The sequence below is a fragment of the Microcoleus sp. N3A4 genome (genome assembly GCF_036701805.1).
Lineage (GTDB): Bacteria > Cyanobacteriota > Cyanobacteriia > Cyanobacteriales > Microcoleaceae > Microcoleus.
Genome location: NZ_JAUBRJ010000002.1, coordinates 131,286 through 157,358 on the forward strand (window position 1 = coordinate 131,286; position 26,073 = coordinate 157,358).

A 26,073-nucleotide genomic window follows, 5' to 3' on the forward strand; every position below is an offset into this window, starting at 1 on the left:
GTTAACTTTTCACTCTTCTTCAGACTCATCTCACCAATTAGTCACCCATCAATCCTAAAACAACAATGAACATGAATAACTCTCACCAAAACACCAACTCTCCGACAAATGTTCAAATTCCCAACTATCAAATTGTCGAAACAGTTTATTCAGGAAGTCGCACCTTAGTCTATCGGGCTATCCGTACCAGCGATCGATTACCTGTTGTCATTAAACTGTTGAAAAACGACTATCCTACCTTTAGCGAATTGGTACAGTTTCGCAATCAATATACCATTGCCAAAAACCTTTGTCAACCTGGGATCGTACAAACTTATAGCCTGGAAGCATATCATAATGGTTATGCCTTAGTAATGGAAGACTTTGGGGGGATTTCTCTTCAGGAATGGGCCGTAAAAGGAAAAAATAAAATATCTTTGAGAGAGTTTTTAGGAATAGCGATCGCCCTCTGCAATACCTTAGATATATTGTATCGTCAGCGCATAATTCACAAAGATATTAAACCCAGTAATATCTTAATTAATCCCGAAACTAAACAAGTCAAATTAATCGACTTTAGTATTGCATCTTTACTACCACGAGAAACGCAAACACTCATCAATCCCAATGTATTAGAAGGAACACTTGCTTATATTTCCCCAGAACAAACAGGTCGAATGAATCGGGGGATTGATTACAGGACTGACTTTTATTCTTTAGGAGTCACCTTCTATGAATTACTCACAGGGAAATTACCATTTGAATCAAACGATGCTATGGAGTTAGTACATTATCATATTGCTAAAGCATCGTCCTTAGTACATAAAAATCAGCCAGAAATTCCATCTGTATTATCAGGAATTATCACAAAATTGATGGAAAAAAATGCTGAAGACCGATATCAGAGTGCATTGGGACTGAAGCTTGATTTAGAAAATTGTTTACATCAACTTCAAGAAACTGGTGGAATTAATGATTTCCCCATTGCTCAAAGAGATGTGTGCGATCGCTTCCTGATCCCTGATAAACTCTACGGACGAGAAGCCGAAGTATCAACTCTATTGCAAGCATTTGAAAGAGTCGCTAACCCCCCTGAATCCCCCCTTGCTAAGGGTGGACATAGGGGGGTGGAAATGATGCTAGTAGCGGGGTTTTCAGGGATTGGAAAAACAGCAGTCATCAACGAAGTTCACAAACCAATTGTACGGCAACGCGGTTATTTTATCAAAGGAAAATTTGACCAATTTCAACGCAATATACCCTTGAGTGCTTTTGTACAAGCATTTCGAGATTTAATGGAGCAATTATTAACAGAAAGCGATATCCAACTAGAGCGATGGAGAAACCAAATATTAGCAGCGGTTGGCGAAAATGGACAAGTAATTATTGAGGTGATTCCCGAACTAGAAAAAATCATTGGCTCACAGCCATCCCCACTTGAACTATCAGGAAATGCTGCCCAAAATCGCTTTAATTTATTGTTCCAAAAGTTTACCCAAGTTTTTACCAGTGCAGAGCATCCCTTAGTGATATTTTTAGATGACTTGCAATGGGCAGATTCTGCATCGCTGAAATTGCTGCAATTGTTGATGGTAGAAACTGGCTATTTATTGGTATTGGGTGCCTATCGAGATAATGAAGTATCACCCGCTCACCCGTTCATTCTTACGGTCGATGAAATCGTCAAAATCGGCGCAACAGTCAACACCATTACTCTACAATCATTAAGTTTAGTGGCTCTGAATCAGTTAGTAGCGGATACGCTGAAATGCGAATTATCTCAGGCTCAACCCTTAATAGAACTGGTGTACCAAAAAACTCAGGGAAATCCCTTCTTTGCTACCCAGTTTCTCAAAGCATTGCATGAAGATAATTGCATTACTTTTGATTGGGAAACACGACATTGGCAATGCGATATTACAGCAGTGCGATCGCACTCGCTCACCGATGATGTCGTAGAGTTCATGGCAGGGCAACTTTTGAAATTGCCACTCTTAACCCAAACAGTTCTCAAACTGGCGGCTTGCATCGGAGCCCAGTTTGATTTGAATACCCTAGCAATTGTTTCAGAACAATCCCAAACAGACGTAGCGACGGCGTTATGGAAATCCTTGCAGGAAGGATTGATTTTACCAATTAGTGAAGTTTATAAGTTTTATCAACAAGAGTCATTAGTCAATAGTCATTTGTCATTCGTAGACGAAGAACAACAAATTACCAATGACCAAGGACAAATAACAGTTACCTACAAATTTTTACACGATCGCGTCCAGCAAGCTGCCTATTCCCTCATTCCCGATCGCGAAAAAGCCTCGATCCATCTGAAAATAGGTCAACTGCTGCTCAACTACACATCAGATATAGAACAGACCAACAAACTATTTGATATCGTCAATCACCTAAACAGGGGATTGAATTTGGTCGCCCGGCCCGCAGAACGAGAGAAAATTGCCCAGTTAAACGGACTCGCTGCCAAAAGAGCCAGATCGGCAACCGCATATCAGTCTGCTATGACCTACGCAACTACGGGAATCACGCTGCTAAAGCCCGATTGTTGGCAAAGTCAGTATGAATTGGCTCTAATGTTGCATGAATTGGCGGCTGAAAATGCCTTTCTTGCTGGAGAACTCGAGCAAATGGAACATTGGGCCCAGATAGTATTACAGCAAGCCAAAACACTACTCGATCGGGTAAAAATCTACGAAATCGAGATTCAAAACCATGTATTGCAGCATCAACTGTTGGAGGCAAGCGCCCTAGCCAAACAAGTGCTAAGTCAATTGGGCGTTCAATTGCCCGATTGCCCCACTCAGTCAGATATCCAGCAGGGATTTCAGCATACGGTGAACCTGTTAGCAGGTAGACCGATCGAGGAGTTATTAAACCTGCCCGCTATGACAGCCTCTGAACCTCTGGCAGCGATGAAAATTGCCACCAGCGCTGCACCAGGCATTTATAATACAAATCCTTCCTTATATCCATTACTGATTCTGTCGCAGGTAAATGCCTCGATTCAATATGGAAACGCGCCATTCTCTGCCTTCTTTTATGCCAGCTATGGTCTGCTGTTGAATGGCATTTTAGAAGACATGGAAGCAGCCGATCGCGCTGGCAAGCTAGCGTTAGCAGTAATCGAAAAATTCAATGCCAAGGAGGTTGAATGTAGAACCCGCTTTTTACTGGGGACAGTGGTTCTACATGGCACTACTCATTTGCAAACGTCACTGCAAGTTCTACGGGAAGGCTACCAAATTGGATTAGACACTGGAGATTTGGAATTTGCGGGTTATGCTGCACTTTATACCTGCCAAAATGCCTACTTCAGCAGTCACGAACTCTTAACGCTGGAGCGAGACATCCAGGCCTACAGCCAGATGTCAAAGAATCTCAAGCAGGTTGTGACGTTTAACTACTTTCAACTGCTCGGACAGGCGGTTTTAAATTTGTTGGGCAATGCTCACAATCCCCAGCTTTTGGCGGGCGATATGTGCGATGAGGCGCAGTTCCTACCTCAGTTATTGGCAGCGAACGATCTAATGGGGCTTCATTTGTTCTATCTGCATAAATTGATTCTTAGCTACCTGTTTGGTGACACGGCGCAATCCCTGTCAGACATTGCGACTGTGGGCAGACAGTATTTAGCAGCAGGGGCAGGTTACGTCACAGTGCCCATCTTTTACTTCTATGACTCTCTGGCGGCTTTAACTGGGGATTTTAGTGGGGAGTCTGAATTAGCGGATCGCCTGCAGCGGGTAGCAGAAAATCAGGCTTCGTTGCAGAAGCGATCGCACCACGCACCGATGAACTTCTTGCACAAGTGGCATTTGGTGGAAGCAGAAAAGCATCGAGTCTTAGGTGAAAAAGCCTTAGCGATCGACTATTACGATCGCGCCATTGCTCTTGCGAAAGAACACGGTTATATCCAAGAAGAAGCACTTGCTAAAGAACTAGCCGCCAAATTTTACCTCGAATGGGGTAAAGAGCTCATAGCTCAGTCATACATCACAAACGCCTACTATGCCTATGCTCGTTGGGGTGCAAAAGCTAAAGTTGCCGACTTGGAAAGACGTTATCCCCAACTGCTCGCTCCCATATTACAGCAAACCCGTTCTCCCCTTTCAACTCATGAAACTATCTTCGCCTTGGGAAGTGTCACCTCCACCAGTTCCGCCACTTCTAGCAGTAGCAGTGTTTCAGATACCCTAGATTTAAAAGCGATTCTCAAAGCTTCTCAAACTCTTTCCGGTGAAATCGAACTCGAAAAACTGCTTTCATCGTTGCTTGCGATCGTCATCGAAAATGCGGGGGCTGATAAATGCGTGTTAATGCTCTTGCGAGACAATCATCTAGCGATCGAAGGCTCAATTACCTTGGGGACGGAGCCTGTTGTGTTGCAGCGTCTTCCCATTGAGGACAGTCAATACATTCCCCTGAAGCTGATTTATAAAGTGAAGCACAACAGGCAGACTGCTGTGCTAATTAATGCGAGTGCCGATCTCACCTTAGCTAATGACCCGTATATCATGCGTCAGCAGCCGTATAGTATCTTATGTAGCCCAATTTTGCATCAGGGCAAGTTGCTGGGCATTTTATATCTAGAAAATAATTTAGTAACGGGAGCCTTCACAAGCGATCGCGTTGAACTTCTCAATTTACTCTGCACTCAAGCGGCGATTTCTTTGGAAAATGCTCGACTTTATGAGCGATCGCATAACTATGCTCAACAGCTAGAGGAATCACTCAACTCATTGAGTGCGAGTAACTCTCGCTTCCATAGCTTGGTAAACAACGTGCCTGGGGTAGTTTTTCAATATCCCATGACTGCCGATGGGGTTATATCGTTGAGCTACATTAGTGCAAATTGTTACAGCTTGCTGGAAATTACCCCAGACCAAGCTATGTCCAATTGGCAGTTTTTCACCAATCTGGTGCATCCAGATGACATCGCAAGTTTTCTACAGTCCCAAACTCACACCATTCAAACCGAATCTTCCTGGCACTGGGAAGGGCGAATTATCACCCCATCAGGAATTATCAAGTGGATTCATGGGGAATCTCAAATCCAAAGATTTGCCGATGGGTCTATGGTTTGGGATGGATTGTTTTTGGATATTAGCGAACGTAAACGAGCAGAGCAAGAACTGCAAAATGCCCAATTACAAATAGTGCAAAGTGAAAAAATGTCTGCGTTGGGTAATTTAGTTTCAGGTGTTGCTCATGAAATTAATAACCCGGTTGGCTTTATTTCTGGCAATTTGAATGAAGCCAAATCCACAGTTCAAGACTTAGTGCAGCATCTCAATCTCTATCGATCTCGCGCCCCGGAAACAGAGCTTGCCGACCATGCCGAAGATATCGATTTAGACTATATCATCGAAGACCTGCCCAAAATGATTGACTCGATGCAATCGGGTTGCGATCGCATCAAAGATATCAGTACGAGTCTCCGCACCTTTTCTCGATCTGACAAAGACTACAAAGTGCCCTTCAACATCCACGAGGGCATAGACAGCACGATCTTAATTCTCAAATATCGATTAAAAGCCAACGATGAGCGACCTGCCATTGAAGTAGTCAAGGACTACGGGAATCTTCCGGCGATCTCATGCTTCCCCGGACAGATTAACCAGGTGTTTATGAACATTCTGGCCAATGCGATCGATGCCTTAGATGAGTCAAATATTGGGCGAAATTTTGCTGATGTCAAAGCAAATCCCAACAGAATTACAATTACAACTTCAGTAGAATATAATGCGGTTAAAATTACCATTGCTGATAATGGTAAAGGAATGAATGAAGAGGTAAAAGAAAAGATATTTGACCATTTGTTTACGACAAAAAGGGTTGGAAAAGGCACGGGGTTAGGATTGGCGATCGCGCGTCAAATTGTAGTAGAAAAACACTCTGGTATTTTAGACGTAAGTTCAGCTTTAGGCGAAGGTACAGAGTTTGCGATCGCTCTTCCAATTAAATAAAAAACATTGTGAATTGTTCTAACTTGTTGAAATAAATATCAACCATCTCAAATCAAAGGTTAACCAATCAAATGTCAAATAAGTTATCATTAAGAGCCATCCTTGTGGTTCCTTTTATTCTACAAATCTTGGCAGCAGTTAGTCTGACAGGATGGCTTTCTTTTCGGAATGGACAACAAGCTATTAATCAGGTAGCTGGTAAATTACGAGACGAAGTAACCGCCCGTGTTCAAGAGAAAATTGCCAACTATTTAGAAAAACCTCGCCTAGTAAATAAGCTTAATGTAGAAGCAATGAATCAGGGTTATTGGAGCCTACAAGATTTTGCTAGTCAAGAGCGTCATTTTTTGCTGCAAGCAAAGGTATTCTCTCCCATATATAGCGGCGTGGGTAATAGCGAAGGCGGACTTAGAGGGAGTGAAAAACTCAATAGAGGAACCTTACTAATTCGTTCAGACAAAGCTGGTGATACCTTTGTAACCTATGAGGTCAACGATGAGGGTAAGACTACTCGGCAAATTCGTGCTGTTCCTAACTTCGATCCTCGTCGTCGCCCTTGGTATATGACCGGCAAACAGGCGGGTAAATCTACCTGGAATTCCATCTATCCCCATGCAGCAACTAAAGCCTTATTGATGGTTCACTCTCTACCTATCTACAACAAAGATAAAAAATTACTAGGTGTTACTTTTGCTTCTGTTACACTCTCAGAAATCGATCAATTTCTGAACTGTATTAAAATCGGTAAATCAGGAAAACTTTTTATTGTAGATCGAGCGGGGTTGTTGGTAGCTACCTCAACTCCTGAAAAGCCCTTTACTATCAGCAGTGATGGGAAGGAACAAAAACGCCTAAAGGCAACCGATAGTAACGCTCCGCTCATTCAACTAACAGCAAAATATTTAAACTCAAACTTTGGCAATCTCAAAAATATCCAACAGACAAGCCAACTCGATTTTTTAATTGATGGCAAGCGACAGTTCTTACAAGTAACACCGCTGCGAGATGACGATGGACTAGACTGGCTAATAGTAGTAGTTGTGCCGGAGGCTGATTTTATGGAGCAAATCGATGCTAATACCCGCACCACAATTCTGCTCTGTATGGCGGCACTCGTACTTGCTATTATTGTAGGTATCCTCACTGCCCGGTGGGTAACTCGACCGATTTTACGCCTTAATCAAGCGGCAAAAGATATCGCCCAAGGAGACTGGAACCACGCAGTTGAACTCGATCGCACCGATGAACTGGGAGAGTTGGCAACGTCATTCAACCAGATGGCAGGACAACTCAAGGAATCCTTTGAAACATTAGAACAGCGAGTGAGCGATCGCACAGCCGCACTAGCTGAATCCAACCAGGAACTAGAACAAGCTAAAGAAAAAGCAGAAGTAGCAAATCAAGCCAAGAGTTCCTTCATTGCCAACATGAGTCACGAACTCCGCACCCCCCTCAATGCGATTCTGGGGTTTTCACAACTGATGACCCGCAGCAAAACCCTCTCCACCGAACATCACGAAAATGTAGGCATCATCACTCGCAGTGGCGAACATTTACTAACACTAATCAACAACATTTTAGATTTATCCAAGATTGAAGCAGGTAAAACTACACTCAATCCCAAACGTTTCGATCTCTATCGCTTGCTGAGCGATGTAGAAGATATATTCCGGCTCAAAGCAGAGGACAAAAAACTCCAGTTGTTGTTTGAATATTTGCCGAATTTACCTCGCTATTTGCAAACCGATGAAGTGAAGTTGCGCCAGATTTTAATTAACTTGATTGGTAATGCGATTAAATTTACTGATGAAGGAGGAGTTGCGGTCAAGGTGACAGCAATTAATCCCCCGGAACTGCCTACCTCTGAACCAGTAACTCTACATTTCGAGATAGAAGACTCTGGTGCAGGCGTTGCGGCTGAGGAACTGGATAAATTGTTTGAAGCTTTTGCCCAAACCCAGACGGGAAAAAACTCCCAAGAAGGAACAGGATTAGGATTACCAATCAGCCGCAAGTTTGTGCAGCTTATGGGCGGTGAGATGACCGTCAGTTCTCAGGTGGGGTATGGTACAATTGTTAAGTTCGACATTCAAGCGATCGCTGTTGAGGCAGCGGATGAGGAAAGCGTACAGTTGCGGCGACAAATCGTTGCCCTAGCACCCGATCAACCGCAATACCGTATTTTAGTCGTGGATGATAAAGACATCAATCGCCAGATTTTAATCAAGTTGCTCAGTCCCTTGGGATTTGAGTTGAAAGAAGCGGAGAATGGTAAAGAGGCGATCGATATTTGGCAACAATGGCAACCCCAGTTGATTTGGATGGACATGAGAATGCCAGTGCTCAATGGCATTGAAGCCACAGCACAAATTAAAGTCCAGGCACAGGAAAACGCACCCAAGATTATTGCTTTGACCGCCAGCAGTTTGGAAGAAGAACGTGCGGCGATTCTGGCAGTTGGCTGTGATGATTTTATGCGAAAGCCGTTTCGGGATTACGAAATTCTCGACGCAATGGCAAAGCATATTGGTGTGCGCTATCTGTACGAGGAAGCAGGCGATTCGCAACATCAGCCACTACAGCCATCTGCAATAATTCAACTGCAACCGTCTGATTTGAATGTGATGTCGGCTGAGTGGCGAACAGAATTTCACGCCGCTGCTACTACTGGACGCGAGAAACGGCTGATTGCACTGATTCAACAGATTCCCGACCAACAGTCGGCAATGGTAAAAACTTTGAACCAGTTGGTGGATAACTTCGAGTTTGACACTCTAATCGAACTAACTCAATTTGTTCTTTAGTCATTTGAACTTATGATTTTGCCACCTAAAATAGAAATTCTTGTGGTTGACGATTTGCGGGACAATCTTCGCTTATTATCCAATCTCTTGCTAGAGCAAGGGTACGAGGTGCGTACAGCCATAAACGGTACAATGGCACTGCGATCGGCTCAGTCAGAACCTCCCGATCTGATTTTGTTGGATATCAATATGCCTGATATTGATGGCTACGAAGTCTGTCGCCAACTCAAAGCCTCTGAGGAAACTCGCAATATCCCTGTAATTTTTATTAGTGCGCTCGATGATGCGCTGGACAAGGTAAAAGCATTTAAGGTGGGCGGTGTAGACTACATTACTAAACCGTTCCAGGTTGAGGAAATGTTGATTCGTATTGAAACTCAACTGACGGTGCAACGCTTCACTCAAACTCTCGAACAGCAAGTGGAAAAGCGAACTACTGAACTTTCGCAAACTTTGGATCATCTCAAGCAAACGCAAGTTCAGTTGATACAGCATGAGAAGTTATCTGCGTTGGGCAATCTTGTGGCTGGCGTGGCTCATGAGATCAACAATCCCATTGGCTTTATTGCTGGCAATTTGAATGAAGCCCAGCAAACGGTGCAAGACTTAGTGGCGCATCTCAATCTATATCGAACTCAAGCATCAGCTAATGACATTGCAGACCATGCTGAAGCGATTGATTTAGATTATCTGATCGCAGACCTGCCTAAGATGATTGACTCGATGAAAATGGGGTGCGATCGCCTCTGCAACATCAGCACTTCACTCCGCACTTTCTCCCGTGCTGACAAAGATTACAAAGTGCCATTTAATATCCATGAAGGCATTAATAGCACAATTTTAATTCTCAAACATCGCCTGAAAGCAAACGAACTACGTCCCGCCATTGAAGTGATAACTGAATATGGAAATTTACCTAAAATCGATTGTTTTCCCGGTCAATTAAATCAGGTATTTATAAATATTATAGCCAATGCCATTGATGCGTTGGATGAATCAAACATTGGGCAAAGTTTTCAAGAAATTGAGACAAATCCCAGTCGCATTAAAATTACAACCTCATTAGAAAATCAAAGGGTAAAAATTACTATTGCTGATAATGGTAAGGGGATGAGCGAAGAAGTCAAACAAAAAATATTTGACCACTTATTTACTACGAAAGAGGTTGGGAAAGGCACGGGGTTAGGATTGGCGATCGCGCGTCAAATTGTGGTTGAGAAACACGGCGGTACAATAGAGGTAAATTCTGTGTTGAGAGAAGGGACGGAGTTTACAATTTTCTTGCCAGTGAAAGGATAAGACTGTGTTGATAGATGGCAATCGTTCTATTCAAAAGTTAAAAATAATCAAAGCGGTAGAGTCTGTCTGGTAGGGGCGATCGCATTTCAATCACGGTCAGACTCGACAAATAAAAGTGTATACTTAGGGTTTGCTGAATAATCGATCGCTTTCCCAAGAGCAGGAGCGATCGATATATTCAAATTCGATTTAAGATAAGCTTTTCCTGTGTTAATCTCCTACACATATAATTGAAAATTATCCTCAACCCAAAAACAGGTGTTGTTTTGCCCGATCGACATAAAAACACACAAAAAACCCGGAGCAGCCAGGTAGAAAGGTTGATTACCAAAAAAGTAATCGCAATGGCTGTTTCAGAAGTATTATCAAGTTTGGCCATCACTCGATTCAAGCTAAATCTTCGTTTACGCAAGTCCCAAATTTGCCCTCAATTGCATTTCTAATTCTTTCATCTTCCAAGCAAGGAAACCAAAAGGATCGTCTTTTGCCCACTGGTTTCAATCCCTGATAGGGATTTAGGTATTTTCCGGCTTTTGAAGAAATATTAAAACGCGCACGAATTGAAACGTTTCAATCCCTGATAGGGTTTTAGGTATTTTCCGGCCCAATCTTTTAGTGTCCGAGAGTACGCTCGTTTAATAAGTTTCAATCCCTGATAGGGTTTTAGGTATTTTCCGGCTAGACATAGAGCCAGTTTCTAATCCTCCCATCAAGTTTCAATCCCTGATAGGGTTTTAGGTATTTTCCGGCTCAATCACAATCTAGTGGAAATAGGTTTACTTAAGTTTCAATCCCTGATAGGGTTTTAGGTATTTTCCGGCGATAGCGCCGCGCCTGCTTGTTGCGCTCCTGAAATCAATGTTTCAATCCCTGATAGGGTTTTAGGTATTTTCCGGCTCGGATCGTTCATTATATTTCTAGAGAGATAGATGTTTCAATCCCTGATAGGGTTTTAGGTATTTTCCGGCGTATACGATGACGGCATCAGCTTCAAACGGTTTTGGAACTGGTTTCAATCCCTGATAGGGTTTTAGGTATTTTCCGGCGAAAAGATACAATTTTTGGATGTGCTGCTAGTAGTTTCAATCCCTGATAGGGTTTTAGGTATTTTCCGGCTAGATACCTGGAAATTTGCAGGTCGTTTTTTTCAGTTTCAATCCCTGATAGGGTTTTAGGTATTTTCCGGCCACCAATGCTTGATGCGGCTCCGAATTCCCGTGAGTTTCAATCCCTGATAGGGTTTTAGGTATTTTCCGGCTGTATTTTCGGCAGAATTTCCACTGGAACACGAGGTTTCAATCCCTGATAGGGTTTTAGGTATTTTCCGGCTTATCGATGAAGTGATGAGCGTACTAGAGAGCCTTATGTTTCAATCCCTGATAGGGTTTTAGGTATTTTCCGGCAGAAGTTGACGCGGTGAGGCTTTCCAAATAGCAGTTTCAATCCCTGATAGGGTTTTAGGTATTTTCCGGCATTTGCTACACCGCAACAAATCGATCAGGCTATTATTGTTTCAATCCCTGATAGGGTTTTAGGTATTTTCCGGCTCTTCTGAGCTCAAGCCACTGATAAGTCGATCCGTTTCAATCCCTGATAGGGTTTTAGGTATTTTCCGGCATCGAATATGGTTGCGCTGAACGTGGTGGTTTTGATAGTTTCAATCCCTGATAGGGTTTTAGGTATTTTCCGGCTCAAGACGGGCTTTGAAGCAGCGCGGGGAGAGATATTAGGTTTCAATCCCTGATAGGGTTTTAGGTATTTTCCGGCCAACATTTTAAAACCAATTAATAAGGAGATGTTGGTTTCAATCCCTGATAGGGTTTTAGGTATTTTCCGGCTTGGCAGCGCAGCTTCGCCGTCGAAGTCGATCGCCATGTTTCAATCCCTGATAGGGTTTTAGGTATTTTCCGGCTTGCGGCGCGGCTGAATGCGTCCAATGTCTGCCTTGCCAAATTCTTGAGTTTCAATCCCTGATAGGGTTTTAGGTATTTTCCGGCTCGTGACACAATCGACAATAGTTTAGCGACCAAGCTTAAGGTTTCAATCCCTGATAGGGTTTTAGGTATTTTCCGGCTTGGCTGACCCGGCAATGGATTGGTGACGACTACCTCGTTTCAATCCCTGATAGGGTTTTAGGTATTTTCCGGCTATCAATCTGCATCTCGTTCAAATCCTGAATTTGTTTCAATCCCTGATAGGGTTTTAGGTATTTTCCGGCCTTAAAAGCAAGTCGGCGGCGACCGATATCTGAAGTTTCAATCCCTGATAGGGTTTTAGGTATTTTCCGGCGCAAGCGTTCCAGCGCGTTCTGGTCTCACTCGTGAGTTTCAATCCCTGATAGGGTTTTAGGTATTTTCCGGCGGCATAGTAAGTGGCCTTACTCATTCCGCACTCGGTCATGTTTCAATCCCTGATAGGGTTTTAGGTATTTTCCGGCTACCCTTAATAGATCGATCGCGCCAATACTCAATGTTTCAATCCCTGATAGGGTTTTAGGTATTTTCCGGCGGCATTGTCCAACCGCCGCCTAGAAGAATACATGGTTTCAATCCCTGATAGGGTTTTAGGTATTTTCCGGCGTTGTATTGATATCCTCCTGGGATGTAAATATTGAGTTTCAATCCCTGATAGGGTTTTAGGTATTTTCCGGCTTTTGCTAACTGGCTTCCGTCGCAGGGGGAATCGTAGTTTCAATCCCTGATAGGGTTTTAGGTATTTTCCGGCTTAAACTGGTTCCAGAAATAATGCCGCTACTGTTTGCTGGTTTCAATCCCTGATAGGGTTTTAGGTATTTTCCGGCGCTTTTGGCGTGGCTTTAGCCCCTATGGGTTTCATGGTTTCAATCCCTGATAGGGTTTTAGGTATTTTCCGGCTCGATAGCTGGTTTTGCAGCAAGCCTAGCAGCATCGTTGTTTCAATCCCTGATAGGGTTTTAGGTATTTTCCGGCGTGCTAAAGCTTCGATTGCAGCGGGGGTAACAAATGCGATCGTTTCAATCCCTGATAGGGTTTTAGGTATTTTCCGGCTTTTTAGTTGGCTATCCGCATAATTACCGCTTCCTGGTATGTTTCAATCCCTGATAGGGTTTTAGGTATTTTCCGGCTTCCGACATCCCCGCTGCTATCGCCCGTGACACCGAGGTGTTTCAATCCCTGATAGGGTTTTAGGTATTTTCCGGCTCAAGTCCGCCAGCGCGGCGAATGAAACCTGTCAGTTTCAATCCCTGATAGGGTTTTAGGTATTTTCCGGCTCGGATAGGTAAACTGTTATGACTTGGGAAGATAGTTTCAATCCCTGATAGGGTTTTAGGTATTTTCCGGCAAATATGCTTTTTCTTCATTAAAATTAACAAAAAACTACGTTTCAATCCCTGATAGGGTTTTAGGTATTTTCCGGCCTGTTACTTTGCCGTTGCCTTCTCCTGAAAGTTTGGCTGTTTCAATCCCTGATAGGGTTTTAGGTATTTTCCGGCTTTTTCTGTCTGAGCTTTTTCTTGCAACAAAGCTTCAGTTTCAATCCCTGATAGGGTTTTAGGTATTTTCCGGCTTAAAGGGAGGAAGTTTCGGCCGCTGAGTTAAACGTTTCAATCCCTGATAGGGTTTTAGGTATTTTCCGGCTTTCGTTACAGGCATTACTTTTTATTCTCCTGATGTTTCAATCCCTGATAGGGTTTTAGGTATTTTCCGGCAAATGAGCATCCGCTAAAGCTTCGCCAGGAGTGGTTTCAATCCCTGATAGGGTTTTAGGTATTTTCCGGCTTACTTGTGTTATTGCCATTTGTTCTCCTCGTAGTGTTTCAATCCCTGATAGGGTTTTAGGTATTTTCCGGCTAGGAAATTCTGAATTTTTAGCAACTGACTGATAAAAGTTTCAATCCCTGATAGGGTTTTAGGTATTTTCCGGCTTATGGGGCTAACTATCTTCCAGGCTATTGTCTCACGTTTCAATCCCTGATAGGGTTTTAGGTATTTTCCGGCGGGCACATCCACAGACACACAAATCCGCCTCAAGTTTCAATCCCTGATAGGGTTTTAGGTATTTTCCGGCCGCCCGTTCCAGAAGCCTTGCTGTATTTGGTTTTCAAGGTTCAGTTCCGTGAATCTAAAACAAAAGTACCATTCCAGCCTTCGGCTTGTCAATAGCAAATTATTCATACTCACTCCAAAACGCTATCCTGTAAAGCTTTTACAATTTCCGCGAATCGTTTTTTCAGACTGGGGGCATCAAACTCTTGCTGCACAGGAGTTTGAGGCGAAAAATTTGATACCCCCATTTTAACACCTACCGATTCACGGAAACTAAGCAAAAAATATTGTGCGATCGGCAGGCACTACCCCACCAATGCGTTCAATCTTACCCTGACAGCAAGCGCACAGCGGAAAAAACAAAATACTGTCTTCGTTCGGTTTGATGACTTTGTTCAGGCGCGATCGCAACTTAGCATACTGAGTCTCGCTCAAATCAGCACACTCGAACACACTGTACTGCATCCACTGCCCGTAAGACTTGAGCATTTTGTGAATCTTTGTCCGGCGCTTATCTTCCGAAATATCGTAAGAAATCAGAATGTGCATATCTAGTACAAAACTAAAGGTGGATATTTGTCAATCTCGCCCATCAAATATTTCGCCAACAGCCGCCCTTGAATTTCAAAAGCTTCTTGATAAGTGCACTTGCGTTTCAAAACAGGATGCTTAAACTCAGACTGCTTTTTCTTTTCATACAACTTCAGAAATTCTTTCCGTCCCGTTTCCGACAGTCGCACCACATTACTCAGAGGTTCCACAGTAAAATCATTCGGCGTCAGAATCCGGCGGTTAATCGCATTCAAAATGATACTGTCTGCTACCAAAGGGCGGAACTCTTCCATCAAATCAAACGCTAAACCGACGCGGCCGTAGCGCTGCATATGAAGGTATCCTAAATAAGGGTCAAATCCCACAATATTAATCGCGCTTTGCACATCGTGACGCAGCAGCGTGTAAGCAAAATTCATCAAAGAATTCACCGGATCGGTAGCAGGGCGGTGTCGCGGTTGAAACACAAAGCCTTCCGCGCGAATTAATTGCTTGAAAACCCTGAAATACGCCGCACTTCCAGCACCTTCTTGTGCGCGCAAGGAGTCAATATTGTCAGTTTTGTCAAGTTTGGCGATCGCATTGGAAATCTGCATAATTGCCGAAGCTAAATTTAGTTCCGAATGTTCCCGCTGAGTTTGAGATAAACTGGTGCGATAATTCTTCAATTTACCCCGAATAAAACCCCGGACAACATGAATAGCTTGGGGAGTTTCCCCCGCCGCTTTCCACTGAGCATTGCGAACGAAAATGTTTTTACTTAATTCCGGTTCCAGCTTGCCCAAATAGTGACCGGTATCGGTGAGAAAAGTCAGAGGAATTTTGCGTTGTAGCAATTCTGCGATCGCCGCCGGAGAAATAGTCGCCCGTCCCAAAATCACCACTCCATCTAAATGAATCAAAGGCACATCTTGTAAGATTTGATTCTTTGCCTTGACATTCAGCCGTTCATCTGTTTTGCCAATAAACACATCATCTTGATTGATATACAGTGTTCCCACGATTGACTCCTAAATTTGTAGTTTGGATTAATTAGCTTCTTGATAGCGCAGGACTTTCTCAGCAGCGTGCGGCAAACATTGCTGATAAAGGCTGCAACCTTGACAGCGTTTGCTATAATTAGGTCGAGGCATACTGCCTGTTTGCAGCAAAATTTGGATAGCGGTGATAGTGGCGATCGCCTCCTGTCTCAACCCCTGAGAAATCTCGACTAATTGCCGCTGATGCGACTGCGCGTAATACACATATCCAGTTGCAATAGTTTTCCCCGTCATCTCCTCCAAACAAAGCGCTTGGGCGCAAACTTGCAACTCGTCGTTATCCCATTCCCCCTTCCGTCCCCGCTTGTATTCCACCGGATAAATCTCACCCTCAGCCGACTCAATCAAATCCGATTTTCCAATCAGTTTGTAGCGCTCAGACTTCAGCCAAATCGCCCGAACCTGCCAAGTTTCATCGCGGTTAATCTCGCCCATAGTGTGGACGCGATCGTGCAAACTCGTCCCTTCAATGGTATACTGATTGTCCGCAAATTCGCCCGCACAAAACATCCGCCAGCAGCGGTGAGCGCAATAGGAATACTGGTTGAGAGATGCGATCGAAATGTAATCAAAATCGTTCATGATTGTAAGGGTTTGTAAGAGATTGGTAATTGGGAATTAGCAACAGGCAAGATGCCTGTTCCACAAGAGTTTAGTGTTATTGTGGGGTGGGCATCTCTACTCGTTACCAGGCTCTGCCTGGTAACACAGATCCGGAGGCTCTGCCTCCAATTTTCCTCCGTGAGCAAGCGAGGCAGAGCCTCTGGATATCGGTTCCCAGGCAGAGCCTAGGAACCCGTTAAAACCAGTTAAATCGCTTTGCTGCATTGGGTTATTTTTTAACAACAATCCGCCGAGTCATTCCCATCCCCATCGGAGTTTTCCTGCCCACCCCGCAGTAAAGAGCAAAATCAGCCAAAGCATTAATTTGCTTAATCACTAAAGGCTCCACATCTCCCAAAATCCGATAACTAACCTCCCCAACCATGCCGACAAAATTGGTTTCATAGTTGGTCAATTTTTCGCTTTTGATATTGACAAAAGTCGAAAAAAGTGCATCGAAGGACTGATCGGGAATTGCGATCGGGCTGTACTTGTTCCACCGACTGAGGAGACTGTTAAAAACGCATTCTCTAGTAGGAATCACCGAATCGAATTTGCCCTGCCTAAAAGTAGTAGGAGTCGCAAAACTGAAGGCAATTAAGCGATTAGTTTCGGAAGCGCGATCGTACAATTGAGAGTAATCGCAAGCATTAGCCCAAGGTTGATCTACTTGGGGCGTTCCGAGAATCTTAGTAATCATCAAATCGGCGGGCCCGAGATGCCACGGCTTCGACGGATTGAGGTTCAGCCAAAGATTAGTTAATTTGCTGAATAAAGTGTCATCAAGCAGAGTGATCCGCCACCAACACAGGGTGTGTTCTGCAATCGGTTCTGTGTGTTCCCATTGCAGCGAATGGTGTTTTTTGAAAGGGCATTTTTTAGTTTGCAAAGGGCTGAGGGTGAAGGATTTTTGGGCGGTGGCATCGTGGAGGCGATCGCCGAGTTGTTTGTCAACTGAGCTCACGAGGGTGAGGAAGAGGGCGTGCAGGTGTCTGCCGGTGAGGTATCCGGGGGGAATCGGGGCCAGGGGAAGGATGTTGAGGACAAGGCTGTGTGGCATGATTTAGATTACCCAGAATTCTTGATTGTCAGGACATTTTAAGGTAATGCCAGCGGAGGCGATCGCCAAAATTCCCGATAAACTCGGAAAAAATGTATATTCTTGTTCGTTAGCAAAGCTATCTTTGACCGTAATCGGATAGCATTCGATTCCTTGTTTTCTGAGTTTGAGAATTGCCCAGCGATTTTTGCGATGTTCTCGGACAATGACACCGGGCATTAAGGGCGGTGAAAGCTGGGAAATTAGCGCTGTGGGACGAACGATATCGCCGATCGTCCGTTCGATAGTACAATTCTTAAAAGCATACAGTTTGCAGAGATAGTTGTTCGCAAAATCTTCTAAATCTGCAACTTGCAAGGCAAATTTGAGTCCGTAGGTTTGGGCGGCGCGATGGGTAAGCACAATCCCATTTTCATAGGAAGCAAATTCAAAAAATCTCAGCAGGTGAATGGGGTCGAGATTGGTTTCGCCGACTTCATCGAGTAAAAAGTTTTTGGGGTCATAAATTTTGACATTTTCAAACAAGCTTTCTCGAAATTTGAAAAGTGGCGCATAACTGGCTTTGAGAATTGTCGCGTATTCTTTCAACTCTTCGGCGACTTTTTGGTTTTTGCGGATTTTTTCCTCAACTAATTCGATTGACGTTCTCCCAGAATCTATTTCTTCCCAATCTTCTGGATAGTTTGCTTGCATAAAACTCTTGACGCAGTTTTGACCGCCTTTAATGTATTGCCACTCTTTTTGAATTTGTTTGATAGTAGATTTTGCCACATTTTCGGCACCTTGCAATACTTTCATCCGCCGCCGATAAGAATTCCAGTCTCGTTTACCTCCCAACACTATTTGCATGGTTTGATAAAGCTGCATAACTAAACTTGCTTCCGGCAAATTTTCCAGAAGAGTTTCCATTTCTAGTAAGGGTTTGGCAATTTCTAGAAAAGCTTCGGAACGCCAGTAAATGTCGAGAAAGGGACGCTTCATGCAGTCTAGACTTTCTAACATTTCTGTGAGGGTTTTGCGTCCACCGGAACAGTCAAGTTGTTCGATGCCTTGTTCCCAAGCGCGATCGGGTAAATAGGCGATCGCTTCTGAAGGAATTTCGGTTTGCGTTTTCCCTAACACCCTTCCGACACGCCCGATGCGCTGCCAAAATGAAAAGCGATCGCGCGTAGAAAAAATTAACCAATCGAGAGTTTGTCTGGGTGGCGGATTATCCCGATCGAAGTTGAAACCGACATCAACGGTACTGGTAGCTAGAATCACTTGTTTTTGGGCAGCTAGCGGGCGTTCTTCCTTCGGTGTATCCCCCGTAATCCGCCCGCAACAATCGGCAAATCCGCGATCGCGCAATTGGTCAGAAATGCGGCCTAGGGTATCTTTGGCATCAAGAATGACAGCCCCATTTTGGTCGGGATTTTCTTTGAGTCGCCGCATAACTTCTTGGACAATTTCTGCGATCGTAGTTTCTTTATCAACCTGCTTGCGAATTTCTAGATTGACTTCAGTTTGAGAAGGACGTAGATAACTAATTTGACTTTTGCCATCGATTCGAGCAATTTTTACCCCATTTTTTCCTAAAACATTTAAGGCTTCTTCGCAAGCAGGTTCTGGCGTTGCCGTCAACAGAACAATTTTTCGATTGTACTGAAAGTAGCCAAACTCTTTAGATAAAGCGAGATAGAAAAACAAGCTAACTAATTGTTTGGCATCGTAAAGGTGAAATTCATCGAAAATTACAGTCGAGAAACTGCTGTAAAATTCACTGGCAATATTTCCGCGATCGAGATTATTGTAAGCAACAAACGTCGCGTAGTAGAAAATATCCGGGTTGGTCACCAGCAAAATTGGTCTACCGCCACCGCATTCAGGAAAAATAGTTGCAGGTTCGCGCAAAACATTATAGATTTTTTCCCCTGAACGTTTCCCAACGCGATCGTCGGGCCAGGAATTGACTTGTCTAGCAGAAGCAGCTTTTACGATATGAGGTAAACCCGCATCCCTAACAAATTTTTCGGCGGCTTCAGTTTGCTGGTCAATTAAGGCATTTGTCGGTGCGATATAGATAGCATTGCGCTGAGAGTTGTGCAGCAAAACACTCAATCCGGCTTTGGTTTTTCCAGTTCCCGTCGGTGCTAGGTCGAGAATGATATCATTATTTTTAGCAGCTTCCCAAACATCGACTTGATGCTGCAAGGCTTGTCCCATAAATTCCAGTTGTTGAGGCAATTTATCACAAGCAGAAATACTGGCAGGTTCGAGTTTAATTTTCAGATAATCCATTGTTGTTTCCACCACAAAATTCAAGGTGAGCTGGGAGAATAAAATTGCCTGCTTGCAGCGCCTCACCGCGAAACGAAAGATTTTTCAATAACGATGCGGGCGGCATCGAAATTAAGTCGAAAGCTAGGAGTTCGATATTTGCAGGTAAGTCAGCGGCGCTGAGATAGGTATTGCAGCGATAATCGCCCCTCGAAAGTTGTACAACATCGAGTTTTTTTACGATTTCAACGCGGACTTTGCTGGTAAATTTGCCGACGCGAATGTATTCGGGCAATTCGCGATCGCCAAATACTAATGTCTGAAACCGATTTCCCCGTTCAATTACTCGCAATCGCCCGGTTTGGGGGAAGTTGCTAGGGCGATAGGTACTTGGTTTTTTCCCCGTTCTACTGAGGGGTAAATCTTCGCGCGCCGTTGCTACTCGGTTATTTGTCATCGCATACCAATAGGAGTCAGAAAGGGCGTTAAACCGCTCAAATCGGAAGGATAAAGTGCCGTCAATCGGCCATGCGGGGAGGATGTAGCTATTACCGGAAAGGGGGGTTAAATCTTCTATATACCGAGGTCTGCTGGTGTCTTGGCCGGTGAGTCGATAGGGCGATCGCGCCCAACCTAAAGCATAGGCTAGTGCATAATTGCCGATCGCCCCTTCGGTATAGTAAGTATCGGACAATTCCCGCGAGGCAAAAAACACGGGTTCGGCGCACCAGAGTTCGACTAAGCGTGCGGTTTGATAGGCAATTACAGCAGTGGAAGCTGTCCGAAAAAGTTCTAATTGCGGCATGGTTGAGATTAATTAAAACGATTAAATAAACGCAAATCCTGTGGGGGGCGAGTTTACCCCTATTTTTTAAATCGAGGATATTTGTCAACCCGCCCGGAAACAGTGACTACATTTATGACTCCTCCGACTTTTTACCTCGTCCTTTGGTCTTATTTTCAGTTTTAACCTTCCGCCAAGGTGCATAGGATTCATCCAAGCGTTTGAGGAAGGTTTCTTGTTCTGGTAACGACCAATGGCGATCGACATCGGCAATCAGCGCGTCACATTCGGTGGCGGACAACTGCATAGAAATACCTCGTTTGTTTGTCCAAGTGCTGATAATTTCATGAGTTGCATCTACTAAAGATTGAGTTTTGAAAGGATGTTCGAGAGCGGTATTTTTAGCTTTGAGTTTGTCGTAAATTCCTTGTACTAATTCTAGGGAACTCGGCAGTTCGGCAATGCCGCCAAATACACCTAGAATTTGATTGTCCATGCGTCCGACGCGGCTGGAAACGGCACCGTAACGAGTGGTTAATAAAATGTTGCCGAGGGTGTAGCGGAGTTCGTCAGCGGTGACATCTTTGAGGGTGACAATATCGAGGAAGTGAACCCCAGGTTTGATGTATTCGCTGGTATTGAGGGCAGTCGAAGCGTTACCTTTTTCATCGCGCATAGTTCCGGTTTCAAAGATAGCATTGATGGTGCGATCGGCAATTAGTTCCGTCGAATGCAACACGCTAAACGCATCCTCTGTCCACACCCTGCTTTTTTGCGCCCCTTCTCCACCCGCTGCGAAGCCGTAAAGGAAGCAATCAACGCACATTTCACAAGGTGCATTAGTATTGAGAGCGCAAATTGCATCGGTTTTTGGTGCCGTGTAGAGAAGGTTGTGCGATCGCAAAAACTCTCGTCCTTTGCGCCTTTCCGGTGCAACTTGTTTGCGTTTTGTCATCACCAACCGAGGAATTGATTCGGTATCTTCAATGCCAGCTTGCACGTATTCGCTGCACATCGGTTCCCCCGTTCCCTCTGTCCGAAAAATGGTTTCCGATTGCGTTGTACGAAGGACAACAATCCCAATGGTGCGGCCTTTGGGGAAGTTTTCGTAGCTGGGTGCGAGGAAGGGTTGCAATTTTGCGATCGACATTTTGAATTCTCCTAGTTGTTTACAGATGTGGATTCAGATTCGGTTTTAGACGTGGTTCCCGATTCGGTTTTAGACTTAAGTTCTTGACGTGCTTCTTGTAAAAAAAACAAGTAGGCAGCTTCGAGGGTTTTGCTATCAGTTAGCAGTCGTTCGGGACGCGAGTGATAAACCTCCTCAAATAGTTGTTGCAAAACTTGATAAAACTGCTTGACTTGTTCGTATTTTGTTGCACCCACGCCGTGTTCTCGAATGCGATCGAGACGGTTGTGATATTGCTGCACTAGGGCGGCAAATACCGTGTCCCAATCCATATGAGATTTGCGCGATCGCACAGCTTTGATAAATTCCGAAAACGGCTCAGTTTGGGCAGTGCGGCGGAAGGAACTGCCCCGCAACTTGGCAAATTCGGCAATGTGTGCGGCTTGCTTGAGATAGCTAGAAACGCGATCGTGTTCTTCTGACATGAGACTCCTCAGTAAAGTATTCAAAGGTTCTTTTATGCGCGACCAAATTGCCTCCAAATTGGGGTCATCTTGTTCCCGCAGCAGCCAGCGCAGCAGGACGTAATAGAAACTTAACGGACGAGTTGCCGCCCGCGCTAAGTCGTACAAACAGTCATCTTTTTTCTGAATAGTTGCCACCGAAATAGCTAGCTTGCCGATACAGCGCAGCCGTTCTAAAACTTGCTCTGCCGTGACTGCCGTGCGCCGTTCTTCCTTGGATAAATGACCGTTTCGCCGATACTGACCGCTGCCTAATAGTGGCTGCAAAGATGACGGAATTCCCTCAACTTTTCCGAAAAAATCCCAAATTGGTTCGACTTCCAGATTGGCACCCAAAACAAAGGGAAAACCAAACTCAAATTCCAAACTCATTTGCAACGCCAATCTGAGCGATTTTAGCAACGCCACCGAGTTATTAACTTCTCCCCACAGCACGGGAATTGTCACCGTTGAGTTGATAAATTCAGGACGTTTTGGCAGTGCCAAGCCAACCATTTTGTTGGATTGAAAAACTATCTCGTTTTCGCGGTAAAGTTTAATTTCGTCAACTGTTACTGTCCCATCTTCATTCTTGGCTGCGGTATTTCTCAGAAAATTTTGCCAAATTGTTCTGAGTTCAACACTCGATCCTTTTGGTAGGGCAAAGTGAAGATATAGCGGGTCTTGTTTGACAGAATTTGGGAAATTTGCACCAACTGCCATCAACTGATAACCTAATGCCGATAAGTTATCTGCCCGCCGTTTGGGTTCAGCAATCATGCCGCCGGGAAGGCGATTGGAAAAAGCTTGGACTTTGGTTCCCGGTGGCATTTTTGGGGAACTCAATTCGCCGATTTGTAGCGAAGTCGTCCCCAAGGAACAGCGCTGGCGCGGGTTAGCTTCAATGTAGGCTGTGAGTTCGTTAAAGCCTTGCCAGTTCGCAGGTGTAGAAAAGTTGAGTAGTTGCCGAACGGCATTTACTAATTCTTCAGATACGTCTACCTCTTCGGCTTTAGCGCGCAGTTGAAATGAGTCTTCTAAGGTGGCAAATACCTTTTCTAACTTCTGTTCGCGATCGCCCTCGATGGATTTAGCCGCAAACAAACAGCGTCCGTATTGGGCGTTAAACGGTTCCAATGCCGCCCGCTGTTCTGGGGATAATCCGACTTGCGTTGCAATTCGATCCCAAACCTCCTTGGGGCTGAGTTCGGCGGCGCGATAGCTGAGGTAAGCGGTTTTTAGTCCTTCAGAAATGGCAAATTCATCGGCATTGGAAACTGGATGCAAGCCGACAGCAGCGGCTGCGGCAACGGCATTTTCTCCAGCATCTCCGCCATATTTGTCAATATCCTTGGCGACTTTTTCGACTTTGTAACCGCTGGCTTTTTTTACCAGTAACTTATCTACTTCGTCTAAAGTTGCTTCGGGATTTTGTTGAATGGCTTGCGGGTCGATTTTGATGCCGTCTTTGGTGGCGTTCACGAGTTGTTCGACGTTGCTGCTAAAGACGCGATCGATCTTTTTTTGCCATTTTTGAGCAATGATTAAGCTTAAATCGCCGTCGGGAAAGGCTTCTCCGACAAAAATTTGACCGTTGGGATCGATCGCCAAAGTATGCAAATGGCGATCGTGCAAAACCTCTTCACAAGCTGACAGCAACAGCGAAGTTAAATAACCTCGGTCTTCGGAAAGAGTGACATTAAATAACTGACTGGGACGACCCAAGGCAACGGTTAACTCGGTTTCAACTTTGCGAATGCGCTTGTCTTCCTCAATTCCCAAGTCAAATAAATCGCCCCCAATCAACATCGCAGCCCAACGTTTGATGTTGGGGTCTTCAGGCAAAAAACGCATTCCATCGCTGGCGTTGTGGCCGGAATGGCGTTCTATCAGGCGGCGGACGAGTTCGAGTTCGGCATCGGTTTGGGCGAATTGGGCAACGCAGGCGCGATCGAGTTGTTGTAACAAAAAAGGGCGATCGCGTGCCAACGTCTTAACATTGCGTCCGTCGTCTGCCAGCTTATTCAAATCGTGAACGGCAGTCGCGGCCAGAATACAAGCGCGTTTGTCATCGGGAACTCCGGCAATTTTGCTAACCGTTAAAACGAACTGACAAGCCGAATCGAGGTGTTCGGCAAGGGTGCGTCCTTGGCGAGTGCCATACTGTCCGTGATTGGTATGCAGTTGGTAAAGTTGAGGACGAACTTCCCTAAAGTAGCGGTGGTCTAAAGTTTGAGGTTCTTCGTCAAAAAGCAGACTTTTTAGTGACATAATTTTGCCATAATAAATTTATTTAAGGAGTGAAATTTTAATTTTCATGCTTGGCATTATTCTGTTTCCTCTGGTTCAATGGGTTGATATTCCTGAATAGTGCCCTGTCGAATAATCCACAATTTGCCAAGAATTTCTGCTTGCTGCAATCCGAGAATTAATGTTTCTATTGCTTCTCTCCACTCGCTAAAATTGGCACGAGGCGTTAGCCGAATCACCACAATCCCCGCATATTCAGATGGATTAAACCGCATCCGATTGCCAAAACCGCGATCGGCAGTAACTAAACATCTTTCCTCTTGATGGCAAACATTAATAAGTTCCACATCGGGTGCTGAAGTCAAACCTTCACTTACGACTGTTTCTACGTCATGCCCTGCCAAACGTAAAAAGGTGATAACGCGAACATCGACATTTTCATCTAGTTTTAGCTTCACGTTGCTGCTTCCTCCTTTTTTCCTAATGGAATTTCGGCATAATAATCTCGCGTTACTTCAGCAGCATAAGCAATACAAGCGAATACATCTTCTCTTTCTATGCTGGGATATGCTTCTAGGATTTCCTCAACAGCCATTCCTCCAGCTAGGTAGTCAAGGATTAGGGAAACCCAAATCCGATGGCCGCGAATGCAAGGTTTTCCAAAACAAATATTTGGATCGATCGAAATTCGGGAAAGTAAATTATCTCTAGTCATTGGTCTTCCTCCAGATTTCACGTAATTCCTTTAAACAAATCCACTGGTCATTAACCTGCTGGATATATCGCGGGCAATATATTAAAGCAGTCATACTAGACCCCATTCTTCAAGAAAATTATCAATCTTCTGGCGAAGTTGACGTTCTATTTCTTTCAACTCTGCCTCACTCATGAAATGAGCTTCTATAAACTTCTCGAACTCACCTGGCTCTTGTTCGTAAAGAAGTATTCCATCACGAGCAATGAAATTAGCAATGAGAGGTGAACATCGATTTAACTCAACAACATCAATTTCATCACTATTGATTCTAAAAACTTCACCCAAAATTCCGGGAACTTCAAACCAAGCAAATCCTCTATCTTTGCAAGACGCTTGTCTAAGTTCCTCATCGTAAAGTGCCGCAAAATCCCAATCACTTGTGGGGTGAATATCACCTCTAGCACGAGAACCAAAGAGAATTAGCATTTTGAGGTAAGGAATTTGTTCGGGAAGTTGTGAAGCAATTTCCTGAAGTTCAGTCAGCGTTGGGGAAATTTGTAGCATAGTTAACTTTTGTAGAGTAAACAAATTCGAGGACTAGGACAGCAAATTTTCTGTTGTCAGAATAGTTTGTCTCTAGCACTCTATCTTTACAGGGGTAGAAAGAGAAAAATTCCTTCAAACCCCCTGACAAAATAGCATTACATCCTATTATTGACGTTCAGCAACAGTCGGTATTCGTGCTGTTGTCCGCTGAGGCGACGTTTCTCAAACTGATAGCCTTGCTTTCGCAGAATGTGCATGGTTGCTGAAAACCGATGGCTAACACTCTCGATTAGCTCATTGGCGCTATGCCATTGCCCATCGGACATCAGCCGAAGCATTTGATTCGGAAGATTATCTGTCATGGTTGTATTTGCGTAGGTTTACAACCAGACCAGCCATGCTCTATTCTAAGAGTTAAGTAATTTAAACACGGGCGAGCTGGCTTTATGTCTGGCTTGCTTTTTACTCTACCATACGTTTTGGGTTAGTACAGCGATAAAGTAAAATTTTTGAACCGATCGATCGCTTTCACGCTAAGATAGATACACAAATGCCTTTCAGGAATTGA

Annotated in this window: 15 protein-coding genes, 1 pseudogene and 1 CRISPR repeat array; of the genes and pseudogenes, 3 read left to right on the top strand and 13 right to left on the bottom strand. The window is 44.3% G+C overall.

The window, feature by feature from the left end; all coding sequences use genetic code 11:
- The first annotated feature begins 71 nt into the window (after positions 1-71).
- From QUA56_RS01735 to QUA56_RS01745, 3 genes are all read left to right on the top strand, one after another.
- Positions 72-5,954 (top strand): AAA family ATPase, encoded by a 5,883-nt coding sequence (locus QUA56_RS01735; RefSeq protein WP_445242867.1) that lies wholly within the window; start codon positions 72-74, stop codon positions 5,952-5,954.
- Between the two features lie 71 nt (positions 5,955-6,025).
- A complete protein-coding gene (locus QUA56_RS01740) occupies positions 6,026-8,758 on the top strand; it encodes an ATP-binding protein (protein ID WP_333352356.1) in 2,733 nt (910 codons plus the stop codon).
- A gap of 12 nt (positions 8,759-8,770) precedes the next feature.
- Complete coding sequence (locus QUA56_RS01745; protein WP_333352357.1) at positions 8,771-10,057, top strand: response regulator; 1,287 nt, start codon at positions 8,771-8,773, stop codon at positions 10,055-10,057.
- A 178-nt stretch (positions 10,058-10,235) separates the two neighbouring features.
- Here QUA56_RS01745 and QUA56_RS01750 read toward each other — a convergent pair.
- From QUA56_RS01750 to QUA56_RS01810, 13 genes and pseudogenes are all read right to left on the bottom strand, one after another.
- A pseudogene (locus QUA56_RS01750) lies at positions 10,236-10,510 on the bottom strand (transposase); the annotation flags it as partial.
- Positions 10,511-10,551: 41 nt separating this feature from the next.
- Positions 10,552-14,104: direct repeats of the CRISPR family, unit length 37 nt; unit sequence GTTTCAATCCCTGATAGGGTTTTAGGTATTTTCCGGC.
- 251 nt (positions 14,105-14,355) lie between these two features.
- Positions 14,356-14,631, bottom strand: a complete 276-nt coding sequence (cas2, locus tag QUA56_RS01755; RefSeq protein WP_172188456.1) for a CRISPR-associated endonuclease Cas2 — start codon at positions 14,629-14,631, stop codon at positions 14,356-14,358.
- 2 nt (positions 14,632-14,633) lie between these two features.
- Positions 14,634-15,635, bottom strand: coding sequence for a type I-D CRISPR-associated endonuclease Cas1d (cas1d, locus tag QUA56_RS01760; RefSeq protein ID WP_333352358.1), 1,002 nt, complete (start codon positions 15,633-15,635; stop codon positions 14,634-14,636).
- Between the two features lie 27 nt (positions 15,636-15,662).
- Positions 15,663-16,256, bottom strand: coding sequence for a CRISPR-associated protein Cas4 (gene cas4 / locus QUA56_RS01765; RefSeq protein ID WP_333352359.1), 594 nt, complete (start codon positions 16,254-16,256; stop codon positions 15,663-15,665).
- Positions 16,257-16,506: 250 nt separating this feature from the next.
- Positions 16,507-17,337: a CRISPR-associated endoribonuclease Cas6 gene (gene cas6, locus QUA56_RS01770; protein ID WP_333352361.1), complete on the bottom strand. Its 831-nt coding sequence runs from the start codon at positions 17,335-17,337 to the stop codon at positions 16,507-16,509.
- A 3-nt stretch (positions 17,338-17,340) separates the two neighbouring features.
- A complete protein-coding gene (cas3, locus tag QUA56_RS01775) occupies positions 17,341-19,617 on the bottom strand; it encodes a type I-D CRISPR-associated helicase Cas3' (protein ID WP_333352362.1) in 2,277 nt (758 codons plus the stop codon).
- On the bottom strand, positions 19,598-20,401 hold the full coding sequence (cas5d, locus tag QUA56_RS01780) for a type I-D CRISPR-associated protein Cas5/Csc1 (protein ID WP_333352363.1): 804 nt from the start codon (positions 20,399-20,401) through the stop codon (positions 19,598-19,600). Before cas5d ends, cas3 begins: the two co-directional genes overlap by 20 nt.
- Before the next feature lie 112 nt (positions 20,402-20,513).
- Complete coding sequence (cas7d, locus tag QUA56_RS01785) at positions 20,514-21,530, bottom strand: type I-D CRISPR-associated protein Cas7/Csc2 (protein ID WP_333352364.1); 1,017 nt, start codon at positions 21,528-21,530, stop codon at positions 20,514-20,516.
- Between the two features lie 11 nt (positions 21,531-21,541).
- Positions 21,542-24,283 carry a CRISPR-associated protein Csc3 gene (locus tag QUA56_RS01790; protein ID WP_333352366.1) on the bottom strand — a complete coding sequence of 914 codons (2,742 nt, stop codon included), beginning with the start codon at positions 24,281-24,283 and terminating at the stop codon, positions 21,542-21,544.
- A gap of 56 nt (positions 24,284-24,339) precedes the next feature.
- Positions 24,340-24,720, bottom strand: coding sequence for a DUF5615 family PIN-like protein (locus QUA56_RS01795; protein WP_333352368.1), 381 nt, complete (start codon positions 24,718-24,720; stop codon positions 24,340-24,342).
- A complete protein-coding gene (locus QUA56_RS01800) occupies positions 24,717-24,977 on the bottom strand; it encodes a DUF433 domain-containing protein (RefSeq protein ID WP_333080731.1) in 261 nt (86 codons plus the stop codon). The genes QUA56_RS01795 and QUA56_RS01800 overlap by 4 nt, the downstream gene beginning before the upstream one ends.
- Before the next feature lie 90 nt (positions 24,978-25,067).
- Positions 25,068-25,523, bottom strand: coding sequence for a type VII toxin-antitoxin system MntA family adenylyltransferase antitoxin (mntA, locus tag QUA56_RS01805; protein WP_333352370.1), 456 nt, complete (start codon positions 25,521-25,523; stop codon positions 25,068-25,070).
- A gap of 137 nt (positions 25,524-25,660) precedes the next feature.
- The gene (locus QUA56_RS01810) at positions 25,661-25,867 is read right to left on the bottom strand and encodes a hypothetical protein (protein ID WP_333234691.1); all 207 of its coding nucleotides are present in this window, start codon (positions 25,865-25,867) and stop codon (positions 25,661-25,663) included.
- Positions 25,868-26,073 lie beyond the last annotated feature (206 nt).

Coding starts and splice junctions, on each gene's coding strand:
- QUA56_RS01810 (WP_333234691.1), bottom strand. CDS start 25,867: ATGACAGATAATCTTCCGAATCAAATGCTTCGGCTGATGTCCGATGGG.
- QUA56_RS01745 (WP_333352357.1), top strand. CDS start 8,771: ATGATTTTGCCACCTAAAATAGAAATTCTTGTGGTTGACGATTTGCGG.
- cas5d (WP_333352363.1), bottom strand. CDS start 20,401: ATGCCGCAATTAGAACTTTTTCGGACAGCTTCCACTGCTGTAATTGCC.
- cas7d (WP_333352364.1), bottom strand. CDS start 21,530: ATGTCGATCGCAAAATTGCAACCCTTCCTCGCACCCAGCTACGAAAAC.
- QUA56_RS01790 (WP_333352366.1), bottom strand. CDS start 24,283: ATGTCACTAAAAAGTCTGCTTTTTGACGAAGAACCTCAAACTTTAGAC.
- mntA (WP_333352370.1), bottom strand. CDS start 25,523: ATGCTACAAATTTCCCCAACGCTGACTGAACTTCAGGAAATTGCTTCA.
- cas6 (WP_333352361.1), bottom strand. CDS start 17,337: ATGCCACACAGCCTTGTCCTCAACATCCTTCCCCTGGCCCCGATTCCC.
- QUA56_RS01740 (WP_333352356.1), top strand. CDS start 6,026: ATGTCAAATAAGTTATCATTAAGAGCCATCCTTGTGGTTCCTTTTATT.
- cas3 (WP_333352362.1), bottom strand. CDS start 19,617: ATGGATTATCTGAAAATTAAACTCGAACCTGCCAGTATTTCTGCTTGT.
- cas2 (WP_172188456.1), bottom strand. CDS start 14,631: ATGCACATTCTGATTTCTTACGATATTTCGGAAGATAAGCGCCGGACA.
- QUA56_RS01735 (WP_445242867.1), top strand. CDS start 72: ATGAATAACTCTCACCAAAACACCAACTCTCCGACAAATGTTCAAATT.
- cas4 (WP_333352359.1), bottom strand. CDS start 16,256: ATGAACGATTTTGATTACATTTCGATCGCATCTCTCAACCAGTATTCC.
- QUA56_RS01800 (WP_333080731.1), bottom strand. CDS start 24,977: ATGACTAGAGATAATTTACTTTCCCGAATTTCGATCGATCCAAATATT.